14 protein-coding genes are annotated in these 14,262 nt (G+C 29.6%); 13 read left to right on the forward strand and 1 reads right to left on the reverse strand.

Annotated features, from left to right (window positions below):
• The first annotated feature begins 47 nt into the window (after positions 1-47).
• From dnaE to J4863_RS01020, 12 genes are all read left to right on the forward strand, one after another.
• Positions 48-3,596: a DNA polymerase III subunit alpha gene (gene dnaE / locus J4863_RS00965; protein ID WP_211618592.1), complete on the forward strand. Its 3,549-nt coding sequence runs from the start codon at positions 48-50 to the stop codon at positions 3,594-3,596.
• A gap of 69 nt (positions 3,597-3,665) precedes the next feature.
• Positions 3,666-4,064, forward strand: a complete 399-nt coding sequence (locus J4863_RS00970; protein WP_211618594.1) for a biotin/lipoyl-containing protein — start codon at positions 3,666-3,668, stop codon at positions 4,062-4,064.
• Positions 4,065-4,097: 33 nt separating this feature from the next.
• Complete coding sequence (accC, locus tag J4863_RS00975) at positions 4,098-5,450, forward strand: acetyl-CoA carboxylase biotin carboxylase subunit (protein WP_211618596.1); 1,353 nt, start codon at positions 4,098-4,100, stop codon at positions 5,448-5,450.
• A 132-nt stretch (positions 5,451-5,582) separates the two neighbouring features.
• Positions 5,583-5,969, forward strand: coding sequence for an Asp23/Gls24 family envelope stress response protein (locus tag J4863_RS00980; protein ID WP_211618597.1), 387 nt, complete (start codon positions 5,583-5,585; stop codon positions 5,967-5,969).
• Between the two features lie 15 nt (positions 5,970-5,984).
• Positions 5,985-6,587 (forward strand): alkaline shock response membrane anchor protein AmaP, encoded by a 603-nt coding sequence (gene amaP, locus J4863_RS00985; RefSeq protein WP_211618599.1) that lies wholly within the window; start codon positions 5,985-5,987, stop codon positions 6,585-6,587.
• Between the two features lie 66 nt (positions 6,588-6,653).
• A complete protein-coding gene (nusB, locus tag J4863_RS00990; protein ID WP_211618601.1) occupies positions 6,654-7,070 on the forward strand; it encodes a transcription antitermination factor NusB in 417 nt (138 codons plus the stop codon).
• A gap of 148 nt (positions 7,071-7,218) precedes the next feature.
• The gene (locus J4863_RS00995; RefSeq protein ID WP_211618603.1) at positions 7,219-8,376 is read left to right on the forward strand and encodes a CynX/NimT family MFS transporter; all 1,158 of its coding nucleotides are present in this window, start codon (positions 7,219-7,221) and stop codon (positions 8,374-8,376) included.
• 136 nt (positions 8,377-8,512) lie between these two features.
• The gene (locus J4863_RS01000) at positions 8,513-8,992 is read left to right on the forward strand and encodes a hypothetical protein (protein WP_211618605.1); all 480 of its coding nucleotides are present in this window, start codon (positions 8,513-8,515) and stop codon (positions 8,990-8,992) included.
• A gap of 49 nt (positions 8,993-9,041) precedes the next feature.
• Entirely contained in the window at positions 9,042-10,334 is a 1,293-nt protein-coding gene (gene hemL, locus J4863_RS01005) for a glutamate-1-semialdehyde 2,1-aminomutase (RefSeq protein ID WP_211618606.1), read from the forward strand.
• 21 nt (positions 10,335-10,355) lie between these two features.
• Positions 10,356-11,411, forward strand: coding sequence for a nicotinate-nucleotide--dimethylbenzimidazole phosphoribosyltransferase (gene cobT / locus J4863_RS01010; protein ID WP_211618608.1), 1,056 nt, complete (start codon positions 10,356-10,358; stop codon positions 11,409-11,411).
• A 23-nt stretch (positions 11,412-11,434) separates the two neighbouring features.
• Complete coding sequence (locus J4863_RS01015; RefSeq protein WP_249111535.1) at positions 11,435-12,049, forward strand: histidine phosphatase family protein; 615 nt, start codon at positions 11,435-11,437, stop codon at positions 12,047-12,049.
• A gap of 78 nt (positions 12,050-12,127) precedes the next feature.
• Positions 12,128-12,910, forward strand: a complete 783-nt coding sequence (locus J4863_RS01020; protein WP_211618610.1) for a cobalt-precorrin-6A reductase — start codon at positions 12,128-12,130, stop codon at positions 12,908-12,910.
• A 173-nt stretch (positions 12,911-13,083) separates the two neighbouring features.
• Here the strand turns inward: J4863_RS01020 and J4863_RS01025 are convergent, their stop codons facing one another.
• Positions 13,084-13,311 carry a heavy-metal-associated domain-containing protein gene (locus J4863_RS01025; RefSeq protein ID WP_211618612.1) on the reverse strand — a complete coding sequence of 76 codons (228 nt, stop codon included), beginning with the start codon at positions 13,309-13,311 and terminating at the stop codon, positions 13,084-13,086.
• A gap of 221 nt (positions 13,312-13,532) precedes the next feature.
• On the opposite strand from J4863_RS01025, the gene J4863_RS01030 reads away from it, so the two are divergent.
• Complete coding sequence (locus J4863_RS01030; RefSeq protein WP_211618614.1) at positions 13,533-14,159, forward strand: class I SAM-dependent methyltransferase; 627 nt, start codon at positions 13,533-13,535, stop codon at positions 14,157-14,159.
• Positions 14,160-14,262 lie beyond the last annotated feature (103 nt).

Below are 14,262 nucleotides of genomic sequence, written 5' to 3' on the forward strand. Positions count from 1 at the left end.
TATAAAAGAATTATAATATAGAGAATTAGAGAAAAATAGGTGGCACAATGGGAAATAAAATAGCACATTTGAAATTGCATACAGAATATTCGCTTCTTGAAGGTGTTGGGAAAATCGAGGAATACATTGAAAAGGCGAAGGCACTGGAAATTGATACGCTTGCGATAACAGATGTTTCTATGTTTGGAGCGATAGAGTTCTATAAAAAGTGTAAAAAATCTGGGATAAAGCCAATTATTGGATTGGAAGTGTTTATCGAGGGATTTACCTTGATAGATGATTATTCACTTGTTTTACTTGCCAAAAATAAAAATGGATACAGAAATTTATCAAAATTGTCATCAAAATCGTATAGTCATTTTCAGCGTGGAAGAAATAAGATAAAATACGGAGATTTGTTAGAATATTCGGAAGATTTGTATATTTTGTCAGGTGGAATAAATAGTGAAATAATTGCTCAAATAATTCAAAAAAACTATTCTGAAGCAGAAACGTTGATAAAGAAATTTTCAGAAGATTTTGGAGAAAATTTTGTTGTTGACTTTTCTGGCGTGAAAAAAATTTTGAAATGTAATTTTAAATTGCTTGAAATTGTTGAGAAATTTAACTTAAAATATGTGATTTCAAATGATATTTATTATCCAAATTCAGAAGATGCGATTTTAAGAAAAATAGTGAATTCTATAAAAGAAGGTAAAAAAATATCTGATGAAAACAGTAAAAATACCAATGAGAATGAATATTCTGATTTATATTTAAAATCTTACGAAGAGCTAGAAAAAGATTTTAAAGATTTTCCTGAAGATTTTTTTGCAAAAGGAGTTCAATTTACAAATGAAATTGCTGAAGAATGTAATGTTGATTTTGAATTTAATGAGTTTAAATTTCCAAAATATAATTTACCAAGTGGAGTTAGTGAACGAGATTATATTCGAAAAATTGTTTTTAAAGGATTAGCAAAAAAGTATTTGAAGCAGGAAATAGAAGGACTTGAGGCGATTCAAGAAGATGATATAAAAGAGAAATTGAAAGAAAATGGCTTTGAAAATGTTGTTGAAAGAATAGAATATGAGTTAGACATTATCGATAAAATGGGGTATAACGGATATTTTATCATTGTTTGGGATTTTATTAAATATTCTAAAGAAAATGGGATTTATGTTGGACCAGGAAGAGGTTCGGCGGCAGGAAGTTTAGTTGCGTATGCACTTGATATCACAGAAATTGATCCTTTGCAGTATAATTTAATTTTTGAGAGATTTTTGAATCCTGAGAGAATTTCGATGCCTGATATTGACGTGGATTTTGATCAAGAGCAAAGAGAGCAAGTTATTGAATATGTCTTGAAAAAATATGGAGAGGATTATGTTGCGCATATTATTACGTTTGGGACATTAAAAGCTAGAGCGGCGATACGTGATGTTGGTAGAGTTTTAGGAATTCAAGCGAAAAAAGTTGATAAAATTGCGAAATTAATACCTTTTAATGCAGAATTGCAGGAGGCTTTGAAATCTGTACGAGAATTGAGAGAGTCTTATGCAAAAGACGAAGAAGTGAAAATGTTGATTGATTATTCGATAAAATTAGAAGGTAGAGCAAGACATGCGTCTGTTCATGCGGCTGGAGTTGTTATCTCTAAAGACGTTTTAAATGAGGAAATTCCAACATATTCTGATGGGAAAACTTCGATTGTTTCAACTCAATACCAAATGAAAGAACTGGAAGATTTAGGAATTTTAAAAATGGATTTTCTAGGTTTGAAAAACTTGACAATTTTGCGAAAAACAGTTGAAAATATTGAAAAAACACGAAATTTAAAATTGAAGTTATCTGAAATTCCGTTGGATAATCAAAAAGCGTATGAATTAATGACAAAGGCAGATACAATGGGAGTTTTTCAATGTGAATCGGCTGGAATACGGAATTTGATGCGTAAAATGAAAATTGAAAAATTTGAAGATATTATTGCATTATTGGCTTTGTATCGTCCAGGACCTTTGCGAAGTGGAATGGTTGATGATTTTATTGCAGCGAAAAATCATACTAGCGAGATAAAATATCCGCACGAATCTTTGAAGGGAATATTGGAAGAAACATACGGAGTTATTTTGTATCAAGAACAAATTATGAAAATTGTGAGTGAAATGGCTGATTATACACTAGGTGAGGCAGATGAGTTGCGACGTGCGATTGGGAAAAAAATTCCTGAAATTATGCAGCAAAATCGAGAAAAATTTGTGAAAAAATCGATGGAAAAAGGTGTTTCTGAGAAAAAGGCAAATGAAATTTATGATTTGGTGGAAAAATTCGGTGGATACGGTTTTAATAAATCACATTCAGCAGCTTATGCATTAATTGTTTATTGGACAGCATATTTTAAAGCAAATTATGAATTAGAATTTTTTGCAGCGATAATGACGACAGAATCGTATAATTTAGACAGATTTTCAGAATTTTTCTATGAAGCAAGGGAAAAAGGAATAAAAGTTTTGCAACCGTCAATAAATTATTCAAAGCCTGATTTTTCTGTGGAAAATAATGCGATTAGATATGGATTGTTGGCGATAAAAGGGCTTGGAGATGGAACTGTAGAAGAAATTGTGAGACTTAGAGAGAAGGAAGGCAAGAATTTTACAGAATATCAAGTTTTTATATACAAATTACGAAAATTAATTGAAGCGAGAAAAGAAATGGAAATCGTTACATTAAAAGATGCTTTAAAAATGACAAAAAAATCAATTATTAACAAAAAACAAATGGAAATATTAATTAATTCAGGTGCATTAGATGATTTGAAAGGTAGTAGAGAGCAAAAACTGGAGTCTCTTGGAAAGGCGATAGAATGGAGCGAGAAGGAATACCGTAGAAAAGATGATATTGAGGGAATGTTGTTTGGAAACAAGATACAAGATGAAGAGAGGGAATTTGTTTTTTTGGAAACGACGGGAAAAAAGAATAGCGATCAAAAAAAATATCGGCTAGAAAAAGAATGCTTGGGAGTATATTTGACAGGGCATCCACTCGATAAGAAAAAAGATATAATTTCGATAATTAAGCATAACGAAAATTCTGAATTGGCAAATACGATTGTAGGAAAGAAAATGCAATTAATTGGAAGTATTCAAGAAATAGAAAGATTTCGAATAAAAAATAATGAAGAAATGTTAAGGTTTGTTTTAGAGGATTTTAGTGGTATAATAAATGTAGTGAGTTATCCACGTGAGACTGAAAATTTTAAAATTGATATTGTGGAAGATAAAATTGTGATAGTTCAAGGAGTTGTCGCTGAAAGTTATGGAACTAAAAATTTGGTTTTGAGAAATATTGTTGATATTAATCATTTGGGTGAAAATAGAAATTTTAAATTGTATATTTTAATTGAAGAAAATCAATCGCAAGAAAAAAGTGACAATTTAAAAAAATGGATAAAAAATAATGAGAATTCTAGAGGGAAAATAGGGCATGAGCTATATTTTGTAAAAATAGAAAATGGAAAAAAAGAAAGAATTAAGTATAGAAAAAATATTAATTTGGAAGAAATTGAGTTAAAAAAATTAATAAAATTGATAGGAATAGACAAAATAAGAATTACTTAAGATTGAAAAAATTTTCTCGATGTGATAAAATTGAGAAAACGGATTTTTGTAACTCATAGGAGGAGGAAAATGGAACTTAAAGATATTCAAGAGTTAATGAAGGTTTTGAAAAAAGAAGAGTTGACTGAATTGAAAGTAAGATACGGAAAAGTAAAACTGACATTAACAAATTTAGAAGAAAATAAACAAGTGCCAGTAAAACAGGTAGAACAGAGTAAAGTTGAGAAAAAAGTTGAAGAAGTTAAACCTAAAGAAGAAATAATAAAATCACAAAATGTGGGTAGAATAAAATTAGGAAGAATTGAAAAAGGGACAACTGTTGAAAAAGGAACTGTTTTAGCGAAAATAAGTACAATTGGAATAGATACAGATGTAAAATCTACAGTTAAAGGTGTAATTAAAGAAATTTTAGTTTCTGACCAAGCAGCAGTTGATTTTGCAAAACCATTGTTTGTAATTGAAATATAATTTTATTTTTTGAAGTAAAAATTAGGAGGGCTGATGTTTAAAAAAATATTAATAGCAAATAGAGGAGAAATTGCGGTTAGAATAATAAGAGCAGCTAGAGAATTGGGAATTTCGACAGTTGCGGTTTATTCAGAAGCAGATGCAGATTCGTTACATGTGGCTTTGGCTGATGAAGCAATTTGTATTGGACCAGCAAGTAGTTCAGAATCGTATTTAAAAATACCAAATATTATTTCGGCAGCACAAATTACAGGAGCTGAAGCGATTCACCCAGGATACGGATTTTTGTCAGAAAATGCATCTTTTGCAAAAATTTGTACGCAAAATAATATCGTGTTTATAGGACCAAAACCAGAATTAATCAATATGATGGGAGATAAAGCAACAGCTAGGGAAACAGCAATTAAGCATAAAGTACCGATAACAAAAGGTTCTGATGGAATTGTGCCAAACGTTGAAGAAGCAAAAAAAGTTGCAAAATGGATAACTTATCCAGTAATGATAAAAGCCACTGCCGGTGGTGGTGGAAAAGGAATGAGAATTGCTCATGACGAAAAAGAATTAGCTGAAAATTATGTTGTTGCACAAAATGAAGCAAAAGCAAATTTTGGGAATCCTGACGTATATATTGAAAAATATGTTGAAGAGCCAAGACACGTTGAAATTCAAGTGATTGGAGATAAATTTGGAAATGTTGCACATCTTGGAGAAAGAGATTGCTCAATCCAAAGAAGAAACCAAAAATTAGTTGAAGAAACTCCATCGCCAGGAATTGACGCAAAAACTCGTGAAAAAATGGGTAAATTTGCTGCAAAATTAGCAAAAGGAATTGGATATGACAGTGTTGGAACATTGGAATTTTTAGTTGATAAAAGCATGAACTTCTACTTTATGGAAATGAACACTCGTATTCAAGTAGAACATACAATAAGTGAAGAAATCACAGGAGTTGACTTGGTTAAAGAACAAATTAGAGTTGCAGCAGGAGAAAAATTAAGTTTTACTCAAAAGGATATCGAAATAAGAGGGCATGTAATCGAATGTAGAATAAATGCTGAAGATTCAGAAAATGGATTCTTACCATCTTCTGGAGTTTTAGAAAAATATATTCCATCAGGTGGAATTGGAGTTAGAGTGGACTCTCATTCATACCAAAATTACGAAATACCACCTTATTACGATTCAATGATTGCAAAATTAATTGTAAAAGGTAAAAATAGAGAAGAAGCCATTGCAAGAATGAAAAGAGCATTGAAAGAATTTAAGATAGAAGGAGTGGACACAACAATCCCATTCCACTTGAAAGTTCTTGAAAACGAAGCATTCAAAGAAGGTAAATTCTATACGAATTTCATAGAAACTTATTTTAAAGAAGTTTTGAAATAGGATTTATTGAATAGTTTTTTAATTTATTATTTATAAATTGTTATTTATATTTATAAAAATTTAGTGAAAGTCTTTTTTGCTTCTTTTTGTGTCAACAAAAAGAAGATATTAAATATTAGGAGGAATAGAAAAATGAATGAATTAGGAAATGTAAGTATATCACAAGAAGTAGTAGCAACAATTGCAGAATCAGTAATCTCAGAAATCGATGGAGTAGCTAGTTTAGTAGGAGGAAACGCTAAAAACGAAATAGTTAAATTTTTCCAAAATGTATCTTCAGGTGGAAAAGGAATTGAAGTGGAAGTTGGAGAAACTGAATGTACAATCGATTTGTATATTGTAGCTAAATTAGGACACCAATTACCAGCATTAGCAGGAGAAATCCAAAATAAAGTAGTAAAAGCAATTACTGAAATTACAGGATTGAAAGTTCAAGAAGTAAACGTATTTATTCAAAAAGTTGTAAAAGAAGAAAAACCAGTTGAAGAAACACCAGCAATAACTGAAACAGCAGAATAATAAAGAGGAGGAGCAATGATAGCATTATTAGGCTTTTTAGCTAGATTGTCTGTAGTAGTAGGTTTCATTGGATTAGTTTTTTCAAGTGTATCGGATTTATTGTTTAAAACGGATTATTTGGCAACGATGGATAATGCCATTGATATGAATAATACGAATGTTAAAGTTTTAGTAGGATTAGTTGCGTTAATTTATTTGATAATATTTTTGTTATCTTATATTAATAAATTAACAAAATATTCGCAAAATAGAAAAGTTAAAAATAAAAGCGGAGAAATAGAAGTAACTATTAAAACAATTAATGAAGTTACAAAAGAATTTTTGTCTAGTCAAGAAATAATAAAAAATTCTAAGGTGAAATCGTTTCCTAAAGGGAAAGCAGTTGTTATTGAAGCGGTTGTGGATACATATAATGTGGATAATTTAAATGACAAATTATCAGCAATTCAAGATAAATTAACTGAGCATGTAATGAATGCAACAGGAATTACAGTTAAGAAAAGTAAAGTGAAATTGAAAAAAGTTTTGTCTGAAACAATTGTTGAGAAAAAAATAGTTGAAACTGCTCCACAAGAAACAGCTGTTACTGATGTTGAACAAAAGACAGATGAAGCTTAATCCATTATTTTAGTAGTATGGTGCTAGGAGTAGTTGAAAGTTCATGTTGGTTAGAAAGGGATTTTAATGACGAGAAGACAAATTAGAGAAGAAATATTTAAACTTCTTTTTGAAAGAGAATTAATAGATAATGACATACAAAAAAGAATAAAAGAAGTCATTGAAGAAGAAAAAATCAAAAAAGAAGACCAAATTGAGTTTTTTGAAGAATATATAAATGGAATCATTGAAAATGAGGATATTTTAATTCAAAGAATAAAAGATACTTTGGATGGATGGACTTATGAAAGACTTGGAACGCTAGAAAAAGTATTATTAAAATTTTCTTTTTATGAAATCATTATTAAAAAAGTAGGATATGAAATAGCGATTAATGAAGCAATAGAAATTGCAAAAAAATATTCTTATAATGATACGAAAGAATTCTTAAATGGAATTTTAGCAAAATTAGTAAGAGATCAAAAAGCACTTGAAACTGTTTAATAAAATAAAAGTGTGTTACGATTTGAATAAATAATTTTGTAAAACGAGGTTGTAAAAATTGTTTTTCTATTTTTTGCAACCTTTTTTTATGATAATATGAGTTTTTTGTTAAATAACAGAATAAAATAAAAAAATTGAGAGGAGAAAAATGAAAAAATTTAATTTTAATTATGTGATATTAATTTTTTTAGTAGCATTTAATTTAAGACTTGGAATATCAAGTGTTCCACCAATTCAGACGATAATTCAGGAATCTTTGAGATTATCAAATTTTCAAGTGAGTCTTTTGGTTGGAATTCCTGTAGTTTGTATGGGAATATTTGCTTTTTTAGTAAGCAAAGTACAAGCAAAATTTGGTAGACAAAAAAGTATTTTATGGTTATTAATATTGTTAGGAATTAGTACGATTGGAAGATTATTTGTGACAGGATATGTATTTTTGCTAGTTACAACATTTTGTATAGGATTTGCAATTGCGATAATTGGACCGTTGTTGTCAGGATTTATAAAAGAGGAATTTTCAGAGTATTCGAGCATTTTAGTTGGAGTTTATTCATTTGCGATGGGAGTTGGTTCTTTAATCGTTTCGAGTTTTACAAAAGCTATAACGATTTCGGTTAATTGGAAATTTGGATTGGGAATTTGGGGGATTTTGACGATAATTGCTGCTGTGATTTGGCAAATATTTTCTCCAAAAGAAGAACACTCAATTATCGAAGAGGAAAATCAGGAAAAAATTGTTTTAAATGATTTTAATATTTGGAAAATGATAATTTTCTTTTCTGTTCAATCGGGTATTTTTTATGGAATATCGACTTGGTTAGTTCCGTTCTTAGAGAATAAAAATGTTGATAAAAGTCAGGTAATTATGTTATTGACTGTATTTGTTGCAGCTCAAATGCTTTTTGGATTTGTGATACCTTTGGTTATGCATAAAATTGGAAGTATTAGAAAATGGACGATTACAAGTTCACTTTGTTTAGTGATTGGGTGTATCATTCCACTTGTAATGCCTGTAAATATTTTGTCAACAATTGTTTTCATAATGTTAATGTCGATTGGATTGGGAGGATCTTTCCCAATTGCGATGATTTTACCACTAAAATATGCAAAAACTGCAAACGAAGCGAGTGTAGTAACCAGTGTTGTCCAAGCTTTTGGATATATAATCGGTGGAATTATACCAGTGTTTTTTGGATATATTGTAGATAGCACAAAAAATTTCAACAATTTATTTGTTCAAATGGCAGTTGGAAGCGTAATTTTGTTAATGATTGGAATGAGTAAATTTACTCACAAAAAATAAAAGTAAATTCATTTTAGGAAAGATTGATAATTAATTAATACGATAAATATAATTGAAAACTAGAAAAAAGTAATGTATACTAGAAATTAAATAATTTTGTTTAAATTTGAAAACCGAAATGAATGGAAGTGAAGAAATGATAAAAAAAATAATGATAATAGGTGTTTTAGCTTTGGCTATAATGGGGTGTAGTGAAAAGGAGAAAACAGTTTATAAACAAATTGAGCTAGATACGAAAGATGCTTTGGAAGAATATGCGAGTCTTAATGAAAAAATAACAGATAATCAGCCTGTAGATGCTGCAAAATTAGAGGGATTGATTGCTCAGGTTAAGGCGAAATATACAGATGAAAAAATAAGAGAACTTTCGCAAAATACAGGAAAAGGTGAACAAGAAGATCCAAATACTTACAAGGGTCATTGTGTGGCTTTATTAGGATATTTGCCGAAATACAGTGAAATTTTGATAAAAGATATAAAAAGTTATGATCACAGTGAGCTTCATTTGAATGAAAGTAAAAAAAGATGGGCAAATTTTTATCAATCTAGAATGGAACAATATGCAGTAGAATGTGATGCGGCAGATGATTTGATTAAAGAAAGTAAAGGGAAATAGCAGATTTTAACAAAAAAATTAAATTATTAAAATAGGAAGGAGAAAGGTAATGAATACAAATAATTCTAAAATTTTATTTGAAGAAGCAAAAAAATCGATTCCAGGAGGAGTAAACAGTCCTGTAAGAGCCTTTCAATCAGTAAAAAAGGATTATCCAATATTTATAAAAAGTGCGAATGGAAGCAAATTATATGATGAAGATGGTAACGAATATTTGGATATGATTGGTTCTTGGGGACCAATGATTTTGGGACATAATTATCCTGAAGTTTTGGAAATTGTTAAAGAAGAAATTGAAAATGGGACTTCGTTTGGATTACCAACTAAAAAGGAAGTTATTTTGGCAGAACTTGTGAAGGAATGTTTTCCATCTATAAAAAAATTGAGATTGACAACATCTGGGACAGAAGCGGCAATGGCAGCTGTTAGGGTGGCTAGAGCTTATACTGGAAAAAATAAAATTATAAAATTTGAAGGTTGTTATCACGGTCATTCGGATTCATTGTTGGTAAAAGCAGGGTCTGGATTGTTAACTTTTGAGCATCAAGACAGTAATGGAATTACGAAAAGTGTGACACAAGATACGATAACAGCGCCTTTTGGAGATATTGAAAAAATAAAAGAAATTTTGGGAAATGAAAAAGATGTGGCGTGTGTAATCGTTGAGCCAATTCCAGCGAATATGGGATTAATCGAGACTGAAAAAGAATTTTTACAACAATTGCGAGAATTGACAGCTAAAGAAAATGTGGTTTTAATTTTTGATGAGGTAATAACAGGGTTTAGAGTTACACTTGGTGGAGCTCAAAAACTTTATGGAATTACGCCAGATTTGACGATCTTAGGGAAAATAATTGGTGGAGGATATCCTGTTGGAGGTTTCGGTGGAAAAGAAGAAATTATGAATTTGATTTCACCAGTTGGGAATGTTTATCATGCAGGAACGCTTTCTGGAAATCCAGTTTCTGTAGCAGCAGGAATAAAAACAATTTCTATTTTGAAAGAAAATCCAAAAATTTATGAAGCACTGGAAAAAAGAACGAAGGAAATTGTGGAAAAAGTTGAGAAATTAATTGAAAAATATGATGTTCCAGCGTCTATAAATTATGCAAATAGTTTATTTACGATTTTTTTCTCGAAAGAAAAAGTGGAAAATTTAGAAGATGCCATAAAAACTAGTGATGATTTTTACAGCATTTATTTTGATGTAATGTTGGAAAATGGAATAATTGTTCCGCCTTCAAAATACGAAGCACATTTTATTTCTTACATTCATTCAGATGAAGATTATAACAAATATTTTTCTGCATTAGAAAAAGTTTTTCAAAAAATTAAAAAATAAAAATAGAAGGGTCGAATTTTTATGAGAATTTTGAAAGAAGTAATTGATAAAATAGTTCCAGCGAGTGAAGAAAGAATGCAAAAAAAGGCAAAGGAATTAAATTCGATATTGAAAACGCCTGATGGACTAGGAAAAATGGAAGAATTGGCAATAAGATTGGAAGGAATGCGAGAAAATTATTTTCCTATGAAAAAATTAGTGCTAGTGATAGCGGCGGATAACGGTGTTGAGCGAGAAGGTGTTAGTAAATCGAAAAGAGTAATAACTCAATATGTAGTTGAAGCGATGTTGAATAAAAAATCTTCGATAAATGCGTTATCAAAAGTATTTGATAGTGATGTAAAAGTTGTAGATTTGGGAATCGATGAAACAACAGACACAAAAAATGAGATTGATTTATTTGGAATTATTGACAAAAAATTGATGGAAAATGGAACTGAAAATATTGTGAACGGTCCAGCAATGACTTATGAAACAGCAGTAAAGGCAATTGAAGTTGGAATAGAAATGGTAGATAAATTTGTCAAAGAAGGCTATAATTTGTTTGCAACTGGAGAAATGGGAATTGGAAATACGACAACAAGTAGTGCGATTTTAAAGGTATTTACTGATTTTTCGTTAGATAATATCGTTGGGTACGGAAGTGGAATTGATGATAAAACTTTGGAGCATAAAAAAAACGTAATTAGAAAAGCGATTCAAAATAATGATATCAATGAAAAAGATGCGATTGATGTTTTAGCAAAAGTTGGAGGATTAGATATAGCTGGAATAGTTGGAATATTTTTAGGATGTGCAAAAAATCAAGTTCCTGTCGTAATAGACGGTTTCATTTCAGCAGTGGCAGCCTTAATTGCCTTCAAAATTTGTAAAAATTCCAGAGATTATATGATTGCTTCACATTTAAGCGAAGAACCTGGAATGAAATATATAATGAGAGAGCTAGATTTAGAGCCATCACTATTCATGAAAATGAAATTAGGTGAAGGGACAGGAGCAGTAACGATGTTTCCAATTATTGAGGCTTCTTGCCAAATTACAAAAAACGTAAGAAAATATCCAGAATTAAATATCTAAAATTAAAGAAAGAAGGTAATAAGTTGAAGTTATACATTGTAAGACATGGACAAACAGAGTGGAATGTTTTAGAAAAATTCCAAGGACAATTGAATTCTCCTTTAACAGAGGCGGGAATAGAGAAAGTTAGAAAAACAGCTGAAGAATTGAAAAATATAGTTTTCAGCAAGGTTTACACAAGTCAAGTTGGGAGAACAATTGGTACGGCGGAAATCATTTTGGAGCATAATAAGAACCAAATTGAAAGAGAAGATAAATTAGAATTGAATAAATTATACGAATTAAATGAAATTTATTTTGGTGAGTGGCAAGGACAAACTTTTGCTGAAATTGAAAAAAAATATCCAGAGCAATATCATAATTATTTTTATGATGTAAAAAAATATGATGCTAAAACTATTGGTGGAGAAGAATTAAAAGATGGATTGGATAGATTTTTGAAGGGATTAAATCAAATTGTTTCAGAAAATAAAGAAGGAAATATTTTGGTTGTAACTCATGGAACAGTATTGGAATTATTTTTTAATTACATTCAAAATGTTGAGGCACATGATTTAGACGAGAGAAAATTAATTGGAAATGGAGAATATAAAATCTTTGGATATGAAGATGGGAAATATTTTGAAATTGAGAAATAGTTGAAGGATAATTGAAAAACAGGAAAAATTGAGAAAATTAGAAAATATATAATGGAAAGAGAATAACAAGGAGTGAAGATGATTTGGATTGTTGGAGGAACAAAAGATTCTAGAGATATTTTGCAAAAATTAGTGGAAGAGAAGAGAGAAGATAACATAATTGTGAGTACGGCAACTGCCTATGGTGGAGAATTATTGAAAAAATATACTTCAGATGAAACAAAAAATATTCAGGCGATTTCGGAAAAATTGAATGAAGAACAGATGAAAGAGCTGATAAAGGATAAAAATATTTCGTTGATTATTGATGCGAGTCATCCGTATGCTATAAATGTGAGTAACTCTGTTATAAAGGTGACAGAAGAATTGGGTATAAAATATGTTAGATTTGAGCGAAAAATGTTGGATTATGGTACAGAAAATGTTGTAAAATTCGATACGCTTGAAGAAATTAATGATTATGTGCGACAATTTGAAGGGAAAAATATCTTAAGTACAATGGGTTCTAACAATTTAGGCGAAATAAAAGAAATGTCAGAGAAAAATAATCTTTATGTTAGAATTTTACCAACGACTGCTTCGATTCAAAAGGCAGAAGAATTAGGATATTTACCATCGAAAATAATCGCAATTCAAGGACCAGTTGACAAAATAATGAATGTTGCTACACTGAAAAGCTACAAAATCGATTATTTAATTACGAAGGAAAGTGGAGCAACAGGCGGTGAAGCAGAAAAAGTGGAAGCATGTAAGGAATGTGGTGTGATGGTTCTTGTGTTAAAGAGACCTTTTGTACCTTATAAAAATATTTTTAATGATGTTGATGAGTTAGTTGAAAATTATGATAAGGAAATGGTGTAATAAAAAGTTTGTAAAAATAAAAAAGAGAGAAATTAAACTTTCTCTCTGTCAATTTCTCTCTTATTAGGCGTGATTATTATGTTAACTATTTTTGTTCTTGTAATTTCTTACAAGTTGAGTATAACATAAATGTGTAGTAAAATCAATATCAAAATTTATTCACGTAAAATCAATTAAGCCTCGTCAATTTCTTTAATATCAGTTACATTAAAGTGACCAGAAGCATTAATTAAATTAGTTAAAACTTTGTTATCAACATCGTTACTCAAATAAACTTTAGCACTTTTGTCATTTAAGTCAACATCTACTCCTTCAGTTTCTATTAAACCGTATAAAGCATTTTCAACTTTAGCAGCACAATTATCACATTTCATTCCTTCAATTTTAATAAGTTTTTTCATTTTAGAACCTCCCAAATTTTTTCTTATGTTCATTATATAACAAAAAAAATAATATTTCAACAAATATTTGTATATACAGATAGATATTTTTTTAATTTTATACTTGTTTTTTTTAGAAAAAAGTTGAAAAGAGTATTGTTTTGTGATAAAGTTTCATTAAGAAAATAAGAATAAAAATTTTTATAAAAAATAAATTTTTAAAGAAGGAAGGAGATGAAAAAATGAATCATTATTTTTCAGAAAATCCTGAGATAAAATCACAAAAAAAATTGATAAAATATACGATTGAAGGGGAAAGATTTGAGTTGACGACAGACAACGGTGTTTTTTCTAAAGCAAAAGTGGATTTTGGAACAGATTTGATGTTAAAAACATTTATAAAATTGAATAAAAATTCAAAATTTGAAGGAAAATCTGAATTTAAAGTGTTGGATATTGGCTGTGGATATGGAGTGGTTTCTGTTGTGATGAAGGCATTTTACAAAGGAATAACACTTGTGTCATCAGATGTTAACGAGAGAGCTTTAGAGTTGACGAAAGAAAATTTGGAAAAATATCATGCGAAAAATTTTGAAGTTGTGAAGTCATTTGCGTTTGATGAAATTAAAGAAAATTTTGATGTGGTACTTTCAAATCCACCGATTAGAGCTGGGAAAGAAACAATTTTTAAAATATATGCACAGGCTTATGAGCATTTGAATGAAAATGGAGAATTTTACTGTGTGATCCAAACAAAACATGGTGCTAAAAGTACGCAAAAAAAATTAGAAGAAATTTTTGGAAATTGTGAAACAGTAACAATTGACGGTGGATATAGAATTTATAGATCAAAAAAAGAGAAAATATAATAAAAAAAATGAATGAAAAAATTTGACAATCAAAGTAAAATATGGTATATTTAGTCATAATTAATTAAAGATTGTAAAACTTCTTAAATAAATAACTGGAGGA

The organism is Leptotrichia sp. oral taxon 221 (assembly GCF_018128245.1).
Lineage (GTDB): Bacteria > Fusobacteriota > Fusobacteriia > Fusobacteriales > Leptotrichiaceae > JABCPH02.

Bases quoted from the DNA above. Each gene is read 5' to 3' on its own strand.
- dnaE (WP_211618592.1), top strand. From the start codon at position 48: ATGGGAAATAAAATAGCACATTTGAAATTGCATACAGAATATTCGCTT.
- J4863_RS00970 (WP_211618594.1), top strand. From the start codon at position 3,666: ATGGAACTTAAAGATATTCAAGAGTTAATGAAGGTTTTGAAAAAAGAA.
- accC (WP_211618596.1), top strand. From the start codon at position 4,098: ATGTTTAAAAAAATATTAATAGCAAATAGAGGAGAAATTGCGGTTAGA.
- J4863_RS00980 (WP_211618597.1), top strand. From the start codon at position 5,583: ATGAATGAATTAGGAAATGTAAGTATATCACAAGAAGTAGTAGCAACA.
- amaP (WP_211618599.1), top strand. From the start codon at position 5,985: ATGATAGCATTATTAGGCTTTTTAGCTAGATTGTCTGTAGTAGTAGGT.
- nusB (WP_211618601.1), top strand. From the start codon at position 6,654: ATGACGAGAAGACAAATTAGAGAAGAAATATTTAAACTTCTTTTTGAA.
- J4863_RS00995 (WP_211618603.1), top strand. From the start codon at position 7,219: ATGAAAAAATTTAATTTTAATTATGTGATATTAATTTTTTTAGTAGCA.
- J4863_RS01000 (WP_211618605.1), top strand. From the start codon at position 8,513: ATGATAAAAAAAATAATGATAATAGGTGTTTTAGCTTTGGCTATAATG.
- hemL (WP_211618606.1), top strand. From the start codon at position 9,042: ATGAATACAAATAATTCTAAAATTTTATTTGAAGAAGCAAAAAAATCG.
- cobT (WP_211618608.1), top strand. From the start codon at position 10,356: ATGAGAATTTTGAAAGAAGTAATTGATAAAATAGTTCCAGCGAGTGAA.
- J4863_RS01020 (WP_211618610.1), top strand. From the start codon at position 12,128: ATGATTTGGATTGTTGGAGGAACAAAAGATTCTAGAGATATTTTGCAA.
- J4863_RS01025 (WP_211618612.1), bottom strand. From the start codon at position 13,311: ATGAAAAAACTTATTAAAATTGAAGGAATGAAATGTGATAATTGTGCT.
- J4863_RS01030 (WP_211618614.1), top strand. From the start codon at position 13,533: ATGAATCATTATTTTTCAGAAAATCCTGAGATAAAATCACAAAAAAAA.